This window comes from Nocardiopsis algeriensis (assembly GCF_014203695.1).
GTDB classification, from domain to species: Bacteria; Actinomycetota; Actinomycetes; order Streptosporangiales; family Streptosporangiaceae; genus Nocardiopsis; species Nocardiopsis algeriensis.
In genome coordinates this window covers 32,848-47,316 of sequence record NZ_JACHJO010000004.1, presented here as the reverse complement: position 1 = coordinate 47,316, position 14,469 = coordinate 32,848, and the positions used below count along the sequence as shown (strand labels likewise).

The following is a 14,469-nucleotide window of genomic DNA, read 5'->3' as shown; positions in this document are numbered from 1 at the left end:
GCCCGGCCGCCGGGGAGATACACCGCGGAGACCGGACTGTCCGTCCCGTACCGGGGCAGTCGGAATGAGGAGGACGGCACACCGGTTCCTCCGGGGGAAGGGGACCGCTCCGGCACTCCGGAGGGTTCCGTACGGGGGAGAGGACCGCGCCCGCAGGAGATCCTGTGCGGCGGGGCCGAAAGAGGAGAAGAGATGACCGGGACCGACGTCTTGCACAGGAACAACGTCACCGTCACCGGGGCCGCCGACGGCCCCCCGGTCGTCCTGGCCCACGGGTTCGGCTGCGACCAGAACATGTGGCGCTCGGTCGTCCCCGCCCTCGCGCAGCGGTACCGGGTGGTGCTGTTCGACTACGTCGGCTCCGGAAAGGCGGACCCCGGCGCCTGGGACGAGGAGAGGTACTCCTCCCTGGAGGGCTATGCCCGGGACGTGGTGGAGGTCTGCCGGGCGCTGGACCTGCGGCAGGCGGTCCTCGTGGGACACTCGGTCAGCTCCATGGTCGGCGTCCTGGCCCTGAGGGAGGCGCCCGAGCGGATCGGGGCGCTGGTGATGGTGGCCCCCTCGCCCCGCTACATCGACGACGACGGCTACACCGGAGGCTTCACGGCAGCGGACATCGACGAGCTGCTGTCCTCCCTGGAATCGAACTACCTGGGCTGGTCCTCGGCCATGGCGCCGGCGATCATGGGCAACCCCGACCGGCCCGAACTCGGCCAGGAACTGACCGACAGCTTCTGCGCCACCGACCCCGACATGGCCCGGGTCTTCGCCCGCGCCACCTTCCTGGCCGACAACCGCGACGACCTGGGAGAGGTGAAGGTCCCCACCCTGGTCCTGGAGTGCACCCAGGACATCATCGCCCCGCGCGAGGTCGGCGCCTTCGTCCACTCCGCCATCCCCTCCTCCCGGCTGGTCACCCTGGACGCCGTCGGCCACTGCCCGCACCTGAGCGCCCCCGAGGCCACCGCGGAAGCGATCCTGGAATTCCTGGAGCGATTGTGAGGCGCGGTCCGGGCGGGGAAACGGGCCCCTCCTCCACCGGCGCCGGCGCCGGGGAGGCCCTCGCCGCGCTGCTGGAGGACAGTGCCGAGGAACTCTACGAGTCCGCGCCCTGCGGTTACCTGTCGACGCTCATGGACGGCACGATCGCCCGGATCAACGCCACCCTGCTGGGTTGGCTGGGCATGGAGCGCAGGGCCGTGGTGGGCCGCAAGCGCTTCGCCGACCTGCTCACCGTGGGCGGGAAGCTCTACCACGAGACGCACTTCGCGCCCCTGCTGAGCATGCGCGGCCAGATCAGCGGGGTCGCCCTGGAGCTGCGGGCCGCCGACGGAAGCCGCTTACCGGTGCTCGTCTCCTCCGTCGTCAAACACGGCGGCGCGGGAGAACCGCTGCTGATCCGCACCACCGTCTTCGACGCCACCGACCGGCGCTCCTACGAGGAGGAGCTGCTGCGCCGCCGCAAGGAGGCCGACCAGGCCCGAGCCGAGGCGGAGCAGGCACGCCGCCAGGCCGAGGCCGACCGCGCCCGCCTGGCCGAGGCGCTCTCCGTCCTGCAGCGGGCCCTCCTGCCCGAGGTCCTGCCCCGCGTACCTGGCGTGGACACGGCCTCCTACTACCGCACCGCTTTCCCGGGGCGGCTGGGCGGCGACTTCTACGACGTCTTCCCGCTCGGGGACGACCGCTGGGCCTTCTTCCTCGGCGACGTGCAGGGCAAGGGCCCCGAAGCGGCGACCCTGACCTCCCAGGCCCGCTACGCCCTGCGCGCCGCGGCACTGTGCTCGGACGCACCGGAGGAGGCCCTGACCACGCTGAACGCCGTCCTCGCCGAACGCGACGGCCACGACGACCCCCGCTACTGCACCGTCGTCTTCGGGATTCTCGAACCCGGGGGCGACACCGGGGGGACCCGCGTCCGCATCGCCTCCGGGGGCCACCCCCCGGCCCTGGTCCTGCGCGGCAGCGGGTGGCTGGACCTTCTGTCCACACCGGGAGGGATGCCCGTCGGCATGCTGTCCGAGGCCCACTTCGCCACGGCCGTCACCGAGCTCGCCCCCGGGGACACGCTCGTGCTCTACACCGACGGCCTGACCGAGGCCCGTACCGGACCCGACCGGAGCACCCTCTACGGCGAGGAGGCCCTGTACTCCTTCGCCGCCGACCTGGCCCCTGCCACGGCCCAGGGAGCGGTCGCCGCCCTGACCGAACTGCTGGAGAGCTTCGGCGAGGGACTCGACGACGACACCGCCCTCCTCGCCCTCGGCGCCCCTGCCCCCCAGCCGGAACCGGGGGCGCGGACCGACCGCACCGGTGGGCTCCACTGACGGATACTGGTGCCCATGGCGATCATCTACAAGGCGACTCTCGTACCGGACAAACCGACTCTGATCAGTGCCTGGCTGGACGGACGCCCCTGGGCCGGCCGGGGCCCCGACGAAATTCTCGGCGCGTACAGGTTCGACGACCCCGAGGGTGAGGTCGGGGTGGAGGTGTTCCTGCTCCGGCGCGGTGGCCGACTGCTCCAGGTGCCGCTGGCCTACCGGGGCGCGCCCTTGCCCGGAGGGGAGGAGTATCTCGTGGGAACGGTGGAGCACTCCGTCCTGGGCCCGCGCTGGGTCTACGACGGGACCCGGGACGAGGTCGCGGTCGCGTGCTTCCGGCGGGCCCTGGCGGGCGAGCAGGAGCAGGCGGAACTGGAGATCTGGGAGGACGGGCGTCTCGTGGAGCGGAGGCCGCAGCAGGTCCTGCTCTCCAGGGAGCCCGGTGCGGCCGAGAACGCCGCGGGCGGGCAGGTGCTGATCCCGCACGTCCTCGACGAGGAGCCGGAGGGAGGGCCGCGCCTCCTCGCCCGGTGGGACGGTGGGCAGGCGGTGGTCGCGGCGTCGGTCTAGGCTGGATCGGAACCGGTCGGCAGCCGTCCTGCCGCGCGCGGGAACCGGCTCCGGTTCCCGCGCGCAGGACTCCGCCGCGCGCCGTTCGGTCGGCGGTGTGTGGTTGCCTTCTCCCATGGCTGTGGAGATCGAACGTTTCGTCCGGCTGGTGGATGCGCTTCCGGAGTGCGAGCACCGGGAATCGGAGCGGTACACGACGTTCCGCGTGCGCGGCCGGCCGTTCGGCTACCTGTGGCCGCTCACCGCCACCGTCGGGCTGAAGCAGACCCTGCTGGAGCAGACCGCGCTCGTGGCCGAGCGGCCCGAGGTGTTCGAGGTGCAGTTCACCGCGGGCGGGTTCGGCTGGGTGGTCGTCCACCTCGACGGGATCGAGCTGGACGAGCTCAGCGAGCTCGTCCTGGAGGCGTGGTACCTGACCGCACCCGAGGAGATACTGGCCTCCTCCCCGACCCCGGAGGCCCTGGTCCGGGCCTGACCGGGGGTCGGGCGGGGCAGGCGGTCAGCGCTCCAGGAGCTCCTCGGTGCCGGTGCCCGGAAGGGCGACCGTCACCTGCGTGCCCCACGGGTCGCGGAGCACCACCGACCTGCCGGTGTCGGCGTGCTCCAGTCCGCGCGCCTTCAGGCGTGTGACGAGTGCGTCGAGGTCCTGCCGCTCCGGGACGGTGATCGCCACGTCGCCGAGCCCCAGGCTCGCGGCGCGCGGACCCGCACCCGCGCTCTTCCAGGTGTTCATCGCGACGTGGTGGTGGTAGCCGCCCGCCGCGGCGAACAGCGCACCGGGGTAGGTGTCGACGGTGGTCTCGAACCCGATCGCGTCGACGTAGAAGGCCCGTGCGGTCTCGATGTCACCGACCTGGAGGTGGACGTGCCCGACCTTGCCCGCGCGGTTCGGCCCCTCGGCGACCACGCTCTCGTCGAGGTGGGTGCGCAGGTACTCGTTGGGGTCGAGGTACAGCGTGTCCATCTGCAGCCGCCCCTGGTCGTAGCTCCAGTCCGACCGGTCCCGGTCGGTGTAGAGCTCGATGCCGTTGCCCTCGGGGTCGGTGAAGTAGAAGGCCTCGCTGACCAGGTGGTCGGAGGACCCCACGAAGCGGCTGCGCGGCTCCTGCGCCGCGCGGTAGACGGTCGCGGCGAGCGAGGCGGGGTCGTCGAACAGGAACGCGGTGTGGAACAGCCCGGCCTGGCGCGGGTCGACGGCCGGCAGCCCCGGGGTGGAGACCAGGCGGACCATCGGGGTTCTGCCGCGGCCGAGCACGCGGTACACCTGGCGGCCGTGCGCCCGCTCCTCGAGGGGCTCCATGGCGAGGGCGTTCGCGTAGTACGAGGACATCGACTCCAGGTCGCCCACGTGCAGGGTCACGGCGTCCATGCCCGTGTCGCCGTTCAGGGTCCGCTCGTCCACGGACGGGGCATGCGGTGCCTGCTTCACGGAATCGGTCATGGCGGTCTCCCTGTGTCGCGTCGGTTCGGGGCCTCCTGGCCCGCGGGGCGGATGGCCCCCTGCCCGCAACAACAATCCTTCTGGGAAGTTTCTTCCCCGTCAAATAAATAAGGTGGGTCACCGCGGTCGGCCACCGGCGGCCGACCGGGGAGGGCCCGGCCGGATGCCGCCGGCGGCCGCCCCGCCGCTCGGCCGACCTGCCGACCCAGCCGACCCGCCCCGGCTGGACGTCCGGCCGCAGGGGCGCCGGTGGGCGGGGCTGCCTCTTTCGGGCTTTCGGGGATGTCCGCAAGGGGAAAGATCCGGTTCCGTCGCGAGAGGCAAGGGAAAAGGATCTCTTCGGGCATTGCATTGCATTTCGTGGGCGCGCTCGATGATTTTTGTCCTCGCGGGCATGGTTCTGTCATTTTTGAGGGAAATGGCGGACTGTGATTGCTGTGTCCGGTTCATCTTTTTGTTGGTGTGGAGAGGCTCTGGTCGGGTAGGCCTGCAAGAATGCGGCGTGCCACGCCATTTTCAGAAAAAATCCGTTTTCGTTGCGAGCTCTCCTGCGCCTGTGGTCTCTTTGGTGCGGGCCGGAGACCGGGGCCGCCGAAGGGCCGTCGCTCCTTGTGTGCCCGTATGGATGTGTATTGGCTGCGTTCGGAAAACGGTGGTGTTTTCGGTGACGGAAACGGTCGAGTCGAACCCGGCGTCCCAGAATGGGCAGCAGATGAGCCTGGGGACGTCGGCGGCGCGGAATCTGGCGACGACGACGAAGTCGTCTCCTCAGATGCAGGGGATCACGTCGCGGTGGTTGTTGCGGATGTTGCCGTGGGTGCAGGCGCGGGGTGGTGCGTATCGGGTGAACCGCCGCCTGGTGTACACGGTGGGTGATGGTCGTGTGACGTGTGTGAATACCGGTGCTCGGGTGAGTGTGGTGCCGGCGGAGTTGCGGGAGCTTCCGGTGTTGCGGGAGTTCGGTGACGATGCGGTGCTGGAGGCGTTGGCGGACAGGTTCGAGCAGCGTGAGTTCGGTCCGGGTGAGGTGGTGGTGGAGGCCGGGCGTCCCCGGGACGGGGTGTACATCCTGGCGCACGGCAGGGTGGAGCGGCACGGGCAGGGCAAGTACGGCGACGACATCGTCCTCGACGTCCTCGCGGGCGGCAGCTACTTCGGCGACGAGGTTCTGGCCGGCTCCGAGGAACCCTGGGACTTCACCGCCAGGACCGTCACCAGCTGCACGGTCCTCGTGCTCTCCGCCCAGGCACTGGGCGGACTGAACGGCCAGGCGGACGCCCTGCGCGAACACGCCCGCAGCGTGCGCGACCGGGTCCAGGACGCGGAGGAGGGCACCGGCGAGGCGGCGATCGATCTGGCCTCGGGGCACGTGGGGGAGCCCACGATCCCCGGGACGTTCGTGGACTACGAGCGTGAGCCGCGCGAGTACGAGCTGAGCGTGGCGCAGACGGTGCTGCGGGTGCACACCCGGGTGGCCGACCTGTACAACGAGCCGATGAACCAGGTGGAGCAGCAGCTCCGGTTGACCATCGAGGCCCTGCGCGAGCGCCAGGAGCACGAGATGATCAACAACCGCGACTTCGGGCTGCTCCACAACGCCTCCTTCGAGCAGCGCATCCAGCCCCGCACCGGCCCGCCCACCCCCGACGACCTCGACCAGCTCCTGGCCACGGTGTGGAAGGAACCGAGCTTCCTGCTGGCCCACCCGCGCACCATCGCCGCCTTCGGGCGGGAGTGCAGCCGCCGCGGCATCTACCCGCAGAGCATCGACATGTCCGGACACAAGGTCCCCTCCTGGCGGGGCGTCCCCCTCCTGCCCTGCAACAAGATCCCCGTCAGCAAGGCCCGCACGAGTTCGATCCTGCTCATGCGCACCGGCGAGAAGAACCGGGGCGTCATCGGCCTGCACCAGACCGGCATCCCCGACGAGTACGAGCCCGGCCTCTCCGTGCGGTTCATGGGCATCAACGAGCAGGCGATCATCTCCTACCTCGTCAGCACCTACTACTCCGCGGCCGTCCTGGTGCCCGACGCACTGGGGATCCTGGAGGACGTCGAGCTCGGCCGGGAGGGCTGAGCGGACCTCCCGCGGCGGAACCGGACCGGTCTCCGCCGCTCGGGCCGTCCCGGGACGGTTCCGCGGACGGCCGTCCACCCCCGTGAAAGGCCCGGTGTCCGCGGAACACGTCCCGCCCCACGGGCGGCTCCTTCGACCGACAGCACACAGCAGGATTGGTGGCTCGTGCCATGACAGTGACCGACACCGGGAGCCCCGGGCCCCCGCCGCTCAGCCTGGGGACGTCGGCGGCGCGGAATCTGGCGACGACGACGAAGTCGTCTCCTCAGATGCAGGGGATCACGTCGCGGTGGTTGTTGCGGATGTTGCCGTGGGTGCAGGCGCGGGGTGGTGCGTATCGGGTGAACCGCCGCCTGGTGTACACGGTGGGTGATGGTCGTGTGACGTGTGTGAATACCGGTGCTCGGGTGAGTGTGGTGCCGGCGGAGTTGCGGGAGCTTCCGGTGTTGCGGGAGTTCGGTGACGATGCGGTGCTGGAGGCGTTGGCGGACAGGTTCGAGCAGCGTGAGCTCGGTCCGGGTGAGGTGGTGGTGGAGGCCGGGCGTCCCCGGGACGGGGTGTACATCCTGGCGCACGGCAGGGTGGAGCGGCACGGGCAGGGCAAGTACGGCGACGACATCGTCCTCGACGTCCTGGCCGACGGGGGGTTCTTCGGCGCGGAGGTCCTCGCACACGACCACGGGAACTGGGAGCACACGGTCCGCACCCTCACCCCGTGCACCGTCATGGTCCTTCCGCGCGAGGCGGCCGAACGGGCGGTCGACGGCTCCGAGGTGCTGCGGGCCCATGTGCGCGACCGGCCCGCCGCCCCCGGCCCCCACAACAAGCACGGCGAGGCGGCGATCGATCTGGCCTCGGGGCACTCCGGGGAGCCGGTTCTGCCGGGGACGTTCGTGGACTACGAGCGTGAGCCGCGCGAGTACGAGCTGAGCGTGGCGCAGACGGTGCTGCGGGTGCACACCCGGGTGGCCGACCTGTACAACGAGCCGATGAACCAGGTGGAGCAGCAGCTCCGGTTGACCATCGAGGCCCTGCGCGAGCGCCAGGAGCACGAGATGATCAACAACCGCGACTTCGGGCTGCTCCACAACGCCTCCTTCGAGCAGCGCATCCAGCCCCGCACCGGCCCGCCCACCCCCGACGACCTCGACGAACTCCTCTCACGCCGGCGCAGGACGCAGTTCTTCCTGGCACACCCCCAGGCCATCGCCGCCTTCGGACGGGAGTGCAACCGCCGCGGCCTCCACCCCGAAGCCGTGGAGGTCGAGGGGCGCACGATGCCCGCCTGGCGGGGCGTTCCCCTCCTGCCCTGCGACAAGATCCCCGTCACCAGGACGCGCACCACCTCCGTCCTCGCCCTGCGCACCGGCGAGAAGGCCCACGGCGTCGTCGGCCTGCACCAGACCGGCATCCCCGACGAGTACGAGCCCGGGCTGAACGTCCGCTTCATGGGCATCAGCGCGCAGGCCGTCACCTCCTACCTCGTCACCACCTACTACTCCGCGGCCGTCCTGGTGCCCGACGCACTGGGGGTCCTGGAGAACGTCGACATCACGCGCTGAGGAGACACATGTCCATCACCGAGGACACCACGCGGGGCCGCGGGCCGGAGGCGGTCCTGGCCCGCAACCGCGCTCTCTTCGAGCCCGCCCTGCGCGCCGCCGTCGACGAGCTGCCGCCCGCGGTGCGCTCCGTCGCCGCCTACCACTTCGGCTGGAGCGACGAGAACGGCGCCCCCGCCGGCGCCGACTCCGGCAAGGCGGTCCGCCCCGTGCTGGCCCTGCTGGCCGCCGAGGCCGTGGGCGCGGAGCCCGCCGTGGCCCTGCCGGGGGCGGTGGCCGTGGAACTGGTGCACAACTTCTCCCTCCTGCACGACGACGTCATGGACGGCGACACCACGCGCCGCCACCGGCCCACCGCCTGGACCGTCTTCGGGTCCGACGCGGCCATCCTCACCGGCAACGCCCTGCTCACACTGGCACTGGACGTGCTCGCCGCGAGCGGCAACGCCGCGGCCCAGGACGGCCTGCGGATGCTCAGCGCCGCGGTGCTCACCCTCATCAACGGGCAATGGGCCGACATCGACTTCGAGCGCCGGGAAGACGTCGGCCTGGAGGAGTGCGTGCGCATGGCCGAGGGCAAGACCAGCGCGCTGCTCGGCTGCGCCTGCGCCCTCGGCGCCGTGCTCGGCGGCGGGGGCGTCCGTGCGGAGCGGCTGGGCGAGTTCGGCAGGTGCTTCGGAACGGCGTTCCAGCACGTCGACGACCTCCTGGGGATCTGGGGACGGCCCGACACCACCGGAAAACCGGTCCGCTCCGACCTGCGCAGCCGCAAGAAGTCCCTGCCGGTGGTGGCCGCACTGAACTCCGGTACCCCCGAAGGGCGGGAACTGGCCGGCCTCTACCTCCGCGACGGGGAGCTCTCCGAGCCCGAGACCGCCCGCGCCGCGGAACTGATCGAGGCCGCCGGAGGGCGCCGGTGGAGCCAGGAGCAGGCCGAGGCGCTGCTGGCCAGGGCACTGGAGGCGCTCCACGCCGCCGACCCCGTTCCCGGACCGGCCGAGGAGCTCGCCGCCCTCGCCCGGTTCGCCGTCCGCCGCACCCACTGACCCGGGAGGTTCCCATGTCGACCGCACCCTCGGTCCACGCCGCGCACACCACCGGCCCCCTGGACCCCGGAACCGTGCTGGTGGCCGACACGCTGCTGCGCGCGGACGGGACGGCCCTGACCTGCCCCGCCGCGGTCCTCGTCGAGGGCGAGGTGCGCAGGCGCGGCGGGCGCACGGTGCGCGGCCCCCTGCGGATCGGACCCCTGTCCGGTGCCCCGGAGGGCTCGGGCACCGGTCCGGCCGTTCTCCTGGGCGCGGACGCAGGAGCGGCCGCGTTCGGGGCGGCCGCGTGCGACGAGCGCGGATCCGACGCCGCCCGGGCAGCCGTCGAGGCCTGGTCCGCGGTGTGCGGACGGCCCCGGGAACTGCTGCTCGCCACACCGCGGTCGTTCTGCGCCGGGGTGGAGCGGGCCGTCGAGATCGTCGAACGTGCCCTGGAGCAGCGGGGCGCCCCGGTCCACGTGCGCAAGCAGATCGTGCACAACCGGCACGTGGTGGCCGACCTCGAACAGCGGGGAGCGGTGTTCGTCGACGAGCTCGACGCCGTCCCCGACGGCGCCACGGTCGTGTTCTCCGCGCACGGGGTCTCCCCGGCCGTACGCGAGGAGGCCGGGCGCCGCGGCCTCGACGTGATCGACGCGACCTGCCCCCTGGTCACCAAGGTCCACAGCGAGGCCCGCCGGTTCGCCGCGCGCGGCGACACCGTCGTGCTCGTCGGACACGCCGGGCACGAGGAGGTCGAGGGCACGCTGGGGGAGGCCCCCGGCCGCACCGTCCTGGTGCAGACGCCCGAGGAGGCGGCGCGGCTGCGGGTCGAGGACCCCGAACGGGTCTCCTACCTCACCCAGACCACACTGGCCGCGGACGAGGCCGCCGAGGTGGTCGAGGCTCTCAGGGCCCGCTTCCCCTCGCTGCGCGGGCCCGGGTCCGACGACATCTGCTACGCGACCACCAACCGCCAGGACACCCTGGTGCGGGTCGCGGGCAGGGCCGACCTCGTCCTGGTCGTGGGCTCGGACAACTCCTCCAACTCCCTGCGCCTGGTGGAGCTCGCCCGCCGCCGCGGAGCACGCGCCCACCTCGTCGACGACGCGCGCGACATCCGGCCCGCATGGCTCCACGGGGTGTCCGCGATCGGACTCACCGCCGGAGCCTCCGCCCCCCACCACCTCGTGGAGGAGACCGTCGACGCGCTGGCAGGGCTGGGGCCGGTGACCGTCTCCGAGCACGGGACCGTCCGCGAGACGGTGACCTTCACCCTGCCGCTGCAGGTCCGCAGCCCCTGACCCCGCACGCGGGCCCCGGCGCGTGATCGGACGCCGCCGGGGCCGTACGGACACCCTCCGCCCCGGTCGACCAGAACAGGCTCTCCCATGCAAGCGTTCGAACTGCCCCACTTCTACCTGCCGCACCCGGCCAGGATCAACCCGCACCTGGAGCGCACCCGCGAGCACAGCACGGCCTGGGCCCGCCGGATGGGCATGCTCGACACCCCCACCCCCGGAGGAGGGCTCGTGTGGGACGAGGCCACCCTGGCCGGGATGGACTACGCGCTGATGTGCGCCTACACCCATCCCGACTGCGACGGCCCCACCCTCGACCTCGTCACCGACTGGTACGTGTGGGTGTTCTTCTTCGACGACCACTTCCTGGAGCAGTACAAGTACTCCCGCGACTTCCGCGGCGCCCGGTCCTTCCTCGACCGCCTCGAGGAGTTCATGACCGAGGGCGGCGGGCAGCCCCGGCAGCCGGAGAACCCGGCCGAGGCGGGCCTGGCCGACCTGTGGCGGCGCACCGTGCCGTCGATGTCGGCCGACTGGCGGCGGCGCTTCACCACCAGCACCCACAACCTCATGGTCGAGTCCATGTGGGAGCTGGACAACATCGAACGCGACCGGGTGGCCAACCCGATCGAGTACATCCAGATGAGGCGCCGGGTCGGCGGCGCACCGTGGTCGGCCAACCTGGTCGAGGTCGCGGTGGGGGCGGAGCTGCCCGCCGCCCTGGCCGGGACGCGGCCGCTGAGGGTCCTGTCCGACACCTTCTCCGACGCCGTGCACCTGCGCAACGACCTGTTCTCCTACCAGCGCGAGGTCCGGGAGGAAGGGGAGAACTCCAACGCGGTGCTCGTCTTCGAGCGGTTCTTCGACATCCCGACGCAGGAGGCGGCCGAGCTCGTCAACGACCTGCTCACCTCGCGACTGGTGCAGTTCGAGGACACGGCGCTGATCGAGGTGCCCGAGCTGCTGGCCGACCACGCGGCGGCCCCGCACGAGCAGACCGCGGTGGCCGCCTACGTCAGGGGCCTGCAGGACTGGCAGGCGGGCGGGCACGAGTGGCACGCACGCTCCAACCGGTACATGAACCAGGGGGTGGCCACCCATCCGGCCGGAGGACTGGCCGGACCCACGGGGTTGGGAACCTCCGCCGTACGCCCGGCCTCCTCCGCCCTCACCCCGGGGGTGGTGCGGCGCGCACGGCAGCACCTGCAGCCGGTGTTCCGGCCCGTCGGCCCCCTGCGGCTGCCCGAGCTGTACATGCCGTTCCCCGTCCGCACCAACCCGCACATCGACGCGGTCCGCACGTACGCGGTGGACTGGGCGCGGCGCATGGGCTTCTTCGACTCGCTGCCCGGGACGGAAATGGGCGGGGTGTGGGACGAGCGCCAGTTCATCGGCCTGGACCTGGCCCACTGCGCCGCCATGATCCACGCCGACGCCGACTACGAGCAGCTGTGCGTCTCCGCGGACTGGCTGGCCTGGGGCACCTACGGGGACGACTTCTTCCCCCTGGTGTTCGGGAGCACGCGCAGCACGGCGGCGGCCAAGCTCTGCAACGAGCGCTTCCCGGCCTTCATGCCGCTCGACGCCGGCGCCACCCCCGAGCCGTCCAACCCGCTCGAACGCGGTCTGGCCGACCTGTGGCGCCGCACGGCGGGGCCCATGGCCCCGGCGGCCCGGGCCGAGTTCCGCAAGGCGGTGGAGGACATGACCACCAGCTGGCTCTGGGAGCTCGACAACCAGGCCCACCACCGGGTGCCCGACCCGGTCGACTACATGGAGATGCGCCGCATGACCTTCGGCTCCGACATGACGCGGAGCCTGGCCAAGCTGACCCGCTTCGCCGACGTGCCTTCGGAGGTCTTCGAGACGCGGACCATGCGGGAGCTGGAGACCGCGGCCCAGGACTACGCCTGCTTCACCAACGACCTGTTCTCCTACCAGAAGGAGATCGAGTTCGAGGGGGAGGTCCACAACCTCGTCCTGGTCGTGGAGAACTTCCTCGGCCTCGACCGCTTCGCGGCCCGCGACGTCGTGGCCGACCTGATGCGCGCCCGCATGGAGCAGTTCGAGCACATCCTCGCCCGGGAGCTGCCGGAGCTCCTCGACGACTTCGGCCTGGACGAGCCGGCCCGCCAGGCCCTGCTCCGCGACGCCGAGGGCATGAAGGAGTGGATGTCGGGGATCCTCGAATGGCACCGCAAGTGCGTCCGCTACACCGAGGAGGAGCAGCACCGCCTGCGCGCCCCGGTGGACCCCCGCGAGGGCGTTCCCGCCAACCACGCGTGGAGCCCCTCGGGCCTGGGCACCTCCGCCGCCCGACTCGCCGCCGCCGCGCGGAGCCTGGCCACGCGGTGACCCGCCGGGCCCGGCCGCGGCCGGGCTGCGCGGCCCCGCTCCCCGATGATCTTGCCCCCAGGGGGCGGGGCCGGCGCCGGGGGTCACCCGCGGGAGCAGGATCACCGGGGCAGAGACCGTGGAGCGAAGAATCTTCCGAATGTACAGCGCCCGGTGCCGGCGAAGCCGATACTGGGAGGGATGAGTTCTGACATGGACCCCGGACCCTCGCCGGGGACGTCCGCCCCCTCCCGCCCTCCCGAGGACCGCGACGGCTCCTACGCGGTCTTCACCCACCTCACCGCACCCCACAGCGAGCTCTACCGCGCGGTGATGGGGGTGTTCGTCAAGGCCAAGGAGCAGTTCCGCGTGCACCTCCGCCCCGAGGAGGTCCACACCGGGCTCCCCGAGGAGGTCCGGCCCGCTTCCGCCGAACCCGTCGCCCAAGCGCTCGAGAAGCTCTACGGCTGGGGCAACCTGCGCCAGGACCCCGACACCGAGCGCGTCACCGCGGTGGAGGACTTCTACCGGCGCCGCCACATCTACCAGCTCACCCGGGAGGGCGAGGCCGCCGAGCGCGCGCTGGCCGCCTACGACGAGGCCCTGGGCAGGAAGGGGTCGCTCCAGACCGTGGCGCTGGCCGACATCGCCACCCAGCTGCGCGCGCTGCTGGAACTGACCGCCCAGGAGCCGCCCGACGAGGCGGTCGTCCACCTGACCCTGCTCGGCCTCGTGGAACGCTTCACCGACCTGGCCGACAACGCCCGCGCCTTCATGGGGTCCCTGCAGCGCACCATCGACCTGCACGACGCCGACGTCGAGGCCTTCCTCGCCTACAAGGACCGCCTCATCTCCTACCTGGAGCGGTTCATCGGCGACCTCATCACCCGGGGCGGCGAGATCGCCCTCCTGCTCACCGAACTCGACGGGGACGGCACCCGGCCCGGGCCGGTCGAGGACCTGCTGCGCGTGGCCGCCGCACGCGAGGCCTCCGACGCCGCCCCCGGCCAGAAGGAGAACCGCGGCACCGCGGCCGCCGACACCGCGGAGTTCGACCGCGCCCTGGAGCGCTGGCGGCGCCGGTGGGAGGGGCTGCGCTCCTGGTTCCTGTCCGCCCCCGGCTCCCCGGCCCAGTCCCAGCGGCTGCGTGTCAGCGCCCGGGGCGCCATCCCCCAGCTCCTGCGGGTGGTCGCGGTCATCAACGAGCGCCGCACCGGGCGCTCCGACCGCTCGGCGGACTTCCGCACCCTGGCCCGCTGGTTCGCCGAGGCCCCCGACGACGACGCCCGCCACCAGCTGTGGCGCACGGCCTTCGCCCTGCACCCCTCCCGCCACCTGACCGTCGACCCGGCCACGGCGGAGCGGCGCGAACGGGACCCGGTCGCCCCCACCACCCCCTGGGCCGAGGTCGAGCCGATCACCATCAGCCCCCGCCTGCGCCGCACCGGCAGCTACGAGCGGCGCGGCCGCGCCCGCAAGGTCGTCGACCGCAGCGCCGAACGCCGCTACCTGGCCGAGCTCGCCCGCAAGCAGGCCCAGGAGACCGCCGCCGCCCGCGCACGGCTGGCCACCCGCGGCCAGGTGCGCCTGTCCGACCTGGACGAGCTCGACCCGGTCGCCTTCGGACTGTTCCTCCAGCTGCTCGGCGACGCCCTGTCCCGCTGGGGCCCCGACACCACCGACACCAGCGCCACCAGCAACGACGGCACCATGGAGATCCACCTGAGCGCCCTGCCCGACGGCCGCACCGCCACCGTGCGCACCCCCGGCGGAACCTTCCACGGCCCCGACCACCTGGTACGCATCGTCGACCTGACCGAGGGGAGCGCCTGAGG

General features: G+C 72.2%; 11 protein-coding genes. 10 read left to right on the top strand and 1 reads right to left on the bottom strand.

Annotated features, from left to right (window positions below; translation table 11 throughout):
- Positions 1–192: 192 nt before the first annotated feature.
- From FHS13_RS06815 to FHS13_RS06800, 4 genes are all read left to right on the top strand, one after another.
- Positions 193–1,002, top strand: coding sequence for an alpha/beta fold hydrolase (locus tag FHS13_RS06815; RefSeq protein ID WP_184289329.1), 810 nt, complete (start codon positions 193–195; stop codon positions 1,000–1,002).
- Positions 999–2,324 carry a PP2C family protein-serine/threonine phosphatase gene (locus tag FHS13_RS21680; RefSeq protein ID WP_343064932.1) on the top strand — a complete coding sequence of 442 codons (1,326 nt, stop codon included), beginning with the start codon at positions 999–1,001 and terminating at the stop codon, positions 2,322–2,324. The genes FHS13_RS06815 and FHS13_RS21680 overlap by 4 nt, the downstream gene beginning before the upstream one ends.
- Before the next feature lie 15 nt (positions 2,325–2,339).
- Positions 2,340–2,891: a maltokinase N-terminal cap-like domain-containing protein gene (locus FHS13_RS06805; protein ID WP_184289326.1), complete on the top strand. Its 552-nt coding sequence runs from the start codon at positions 2,340–2,342 to the stop codon at positions 2,889–2,891.
- 115 nt (positions 2,892–3,006) lie between these two features.
- A complete protein-coding gene (locus FHS13_RS06800; protein ID WP_184289323.1) occupies positions 3,007–3,366 on the top strand; it encodes an MmcQ/YjbR family DNA-binding protein in 360 nt (119 codons plus the stop codon).
- 24 nt (positions 3,367–3,390) lie between these two features.
- Here FHS13_RS06800 and FHS13_RS06795 read toward each other — a convergent pair whose 3' ends face one another.
- A complete protein-coding gene (locus FHS13_RS06795; RefSeq protein ID WP_184289320.1) occupies positions 3,391–4,332 on the bottom strand; it encodes a VOC family protein in 942 nt (313 codons plus the stop codon).
- A gap of 664 nt (positions 4,333–4,996) precedes the next feature.
- Here FHS13_RS06795 and FHS13_RS06790 point away from each other — a divergent pair.
- The 6 genes from FHS13_RS06790 (at position 4,997) to FHS13_RS06765 (ending at position 14,467) form a co-directional block, all read left to right on the top strand.
- Positions 4,997–6,409 (top strand): family 2B encapsulin nanocompartment shell protein, encoded by a 1,413-nt coding sequence (locus tag FHS13_RS06790; RefSeq protein ID WP_425491147.1) that lies wholly within the window; start codon positions 4,997–4,999, stop codon positions 6,407–6,409.
- Positions 6,410–6,579: 170 nt separating this feature from the next.
- A complete protein-coding gene (locus FHS13_RS06785) occupies positions 6,580–7,971 on the top strand; it encodes a family 2B encapsulin nanocompartment shell protein (protein WP_184289314.1) in 1,392 nt (463 codons plus the stop codon).
- Between the two features lie 8 nt (positions 7,972–7,979).
- Positions 7,980–9,017 carry a family 2 encapsulin nanocompartment cargo protein polyprenyl transferase gene (locus FHS13_RS06780; protein ID WP_184289311.1) on the top strand — a complete coding sequence of 346 codons (1,038 nt, stop codon included), beginning with the start codon at positions 7,980–7,982 and terminating at the stop codon, positions 9,015–9,017.
- A gap of 14 nt (positions 9,018–9,031) precedes the next feature.
- On the top strand, positions 9,032–10,303 hold the full coding sequence (gene ispH / locus FHS13_RS06775) for a 4-hydroxy-3-methylbut-2-enyl diphosphate reductase (RefSeq protein ID WP_184289302.1): 1,272 nt from the start codon (positions 9,032–9,034) through the stop codon (positions 10,301–10,303).
- Between the two features lie 87 nt (positions 10,304–10,390).
- The gene (locus FHS13_RS06770) at positions 10,391–12,655 is read left to right on the top strand and encodes a terpene synthase family protein (protein WP_184289299.1); all 2,265 of its coding nucleotides are present in this window, start codon (positions 10,391–10,393) and stop codon (positions 12,653–12,655) included.
- A 180-nt stretch (positions 12,656–12,835) separates the two neighbouring features.
- Positions 12,836–14,467, top strand: coding sequence for a TIGR02677 family protein (locus FHS13_RS06765; RefSeq protein ID WP_246404784.1), 1,632 nt, complete (start codon positions 12,836–12,838; stop codon positions 14,465–14,467).
- The last annotated feature ends 2 nt before the right edge of the window (positions 14,468–14,469 follow it).

What these genes read in the sequence shown, in the direction of transcription:
- FHS13_RS06795 (WP_184289320.1), bottom strand. Translation starts at nt 4,332, where the DNA reads ATGACCGATTCCGTGAAGCAGGCACCGCATGCCCCGTCCGTGGACGAG.
- FHS13_RS06800 (WP_184289323.1), top strand. Translation starts at nt 3,007, where the DNA reads ATGGCTGTGGAGATCGAACGTTTCGTCCGGCTGGTGGATGCGCTTCCG.
- FHS13_RS06785 (WP_184289314.1), top strand. Translation starts at nt 6,580, where the DNA reads ATGACAGTGACCGACACCGGGAGCCCCGGGCCCCCGCCGCTCAGCCTG.
- ispH (WP_184289302.1), top strand. Translation starts at nt 9,032, where the DNA reads ATGTCGACCGCACCCTCGGTCCACGCCGCGCACACCACCGGCCCCCTG.
- FHS13_RS06765 (WP_246404784.1), top strand. Translation starts at nt 12,836, where the DNA reads ATGAGTTCTGACATGGACCCCGGACCCTCGCCGGGGACGTCCGCCCCC.
- FHS13_RS06805 (WP_184289326.1), top strand. Translation starts at nt 2,340, where the DNA reads ATGGCGATCATCTACAAGGCGACTCTCGTACCGGACAAACCGACTCTG.
- FHS13_RS06815 (WP_184289329.1), top strand. Translation starts at nt 193, where the DNA reads ATGACCGGGACCGACGTCTTGCACAGGAACAACGTCACCGTCACCGGG.
- FHS13_RS06770 (WP_184289299.1), top strand. Translation starts at nt 10,391, where the DNA reads ATGCAAGCGTTCGAACTGCCCCACTTCTACCTGCCGCACCCGGCCAGG.
- FHS13_RS06780 (WP_184289311.1), top strand. Translation starts at nt 7,980, where the DNA reads ATGTCCATCACCGAGGACACCACGCGGGGCCGCGGGCCGGAGGCGGTC.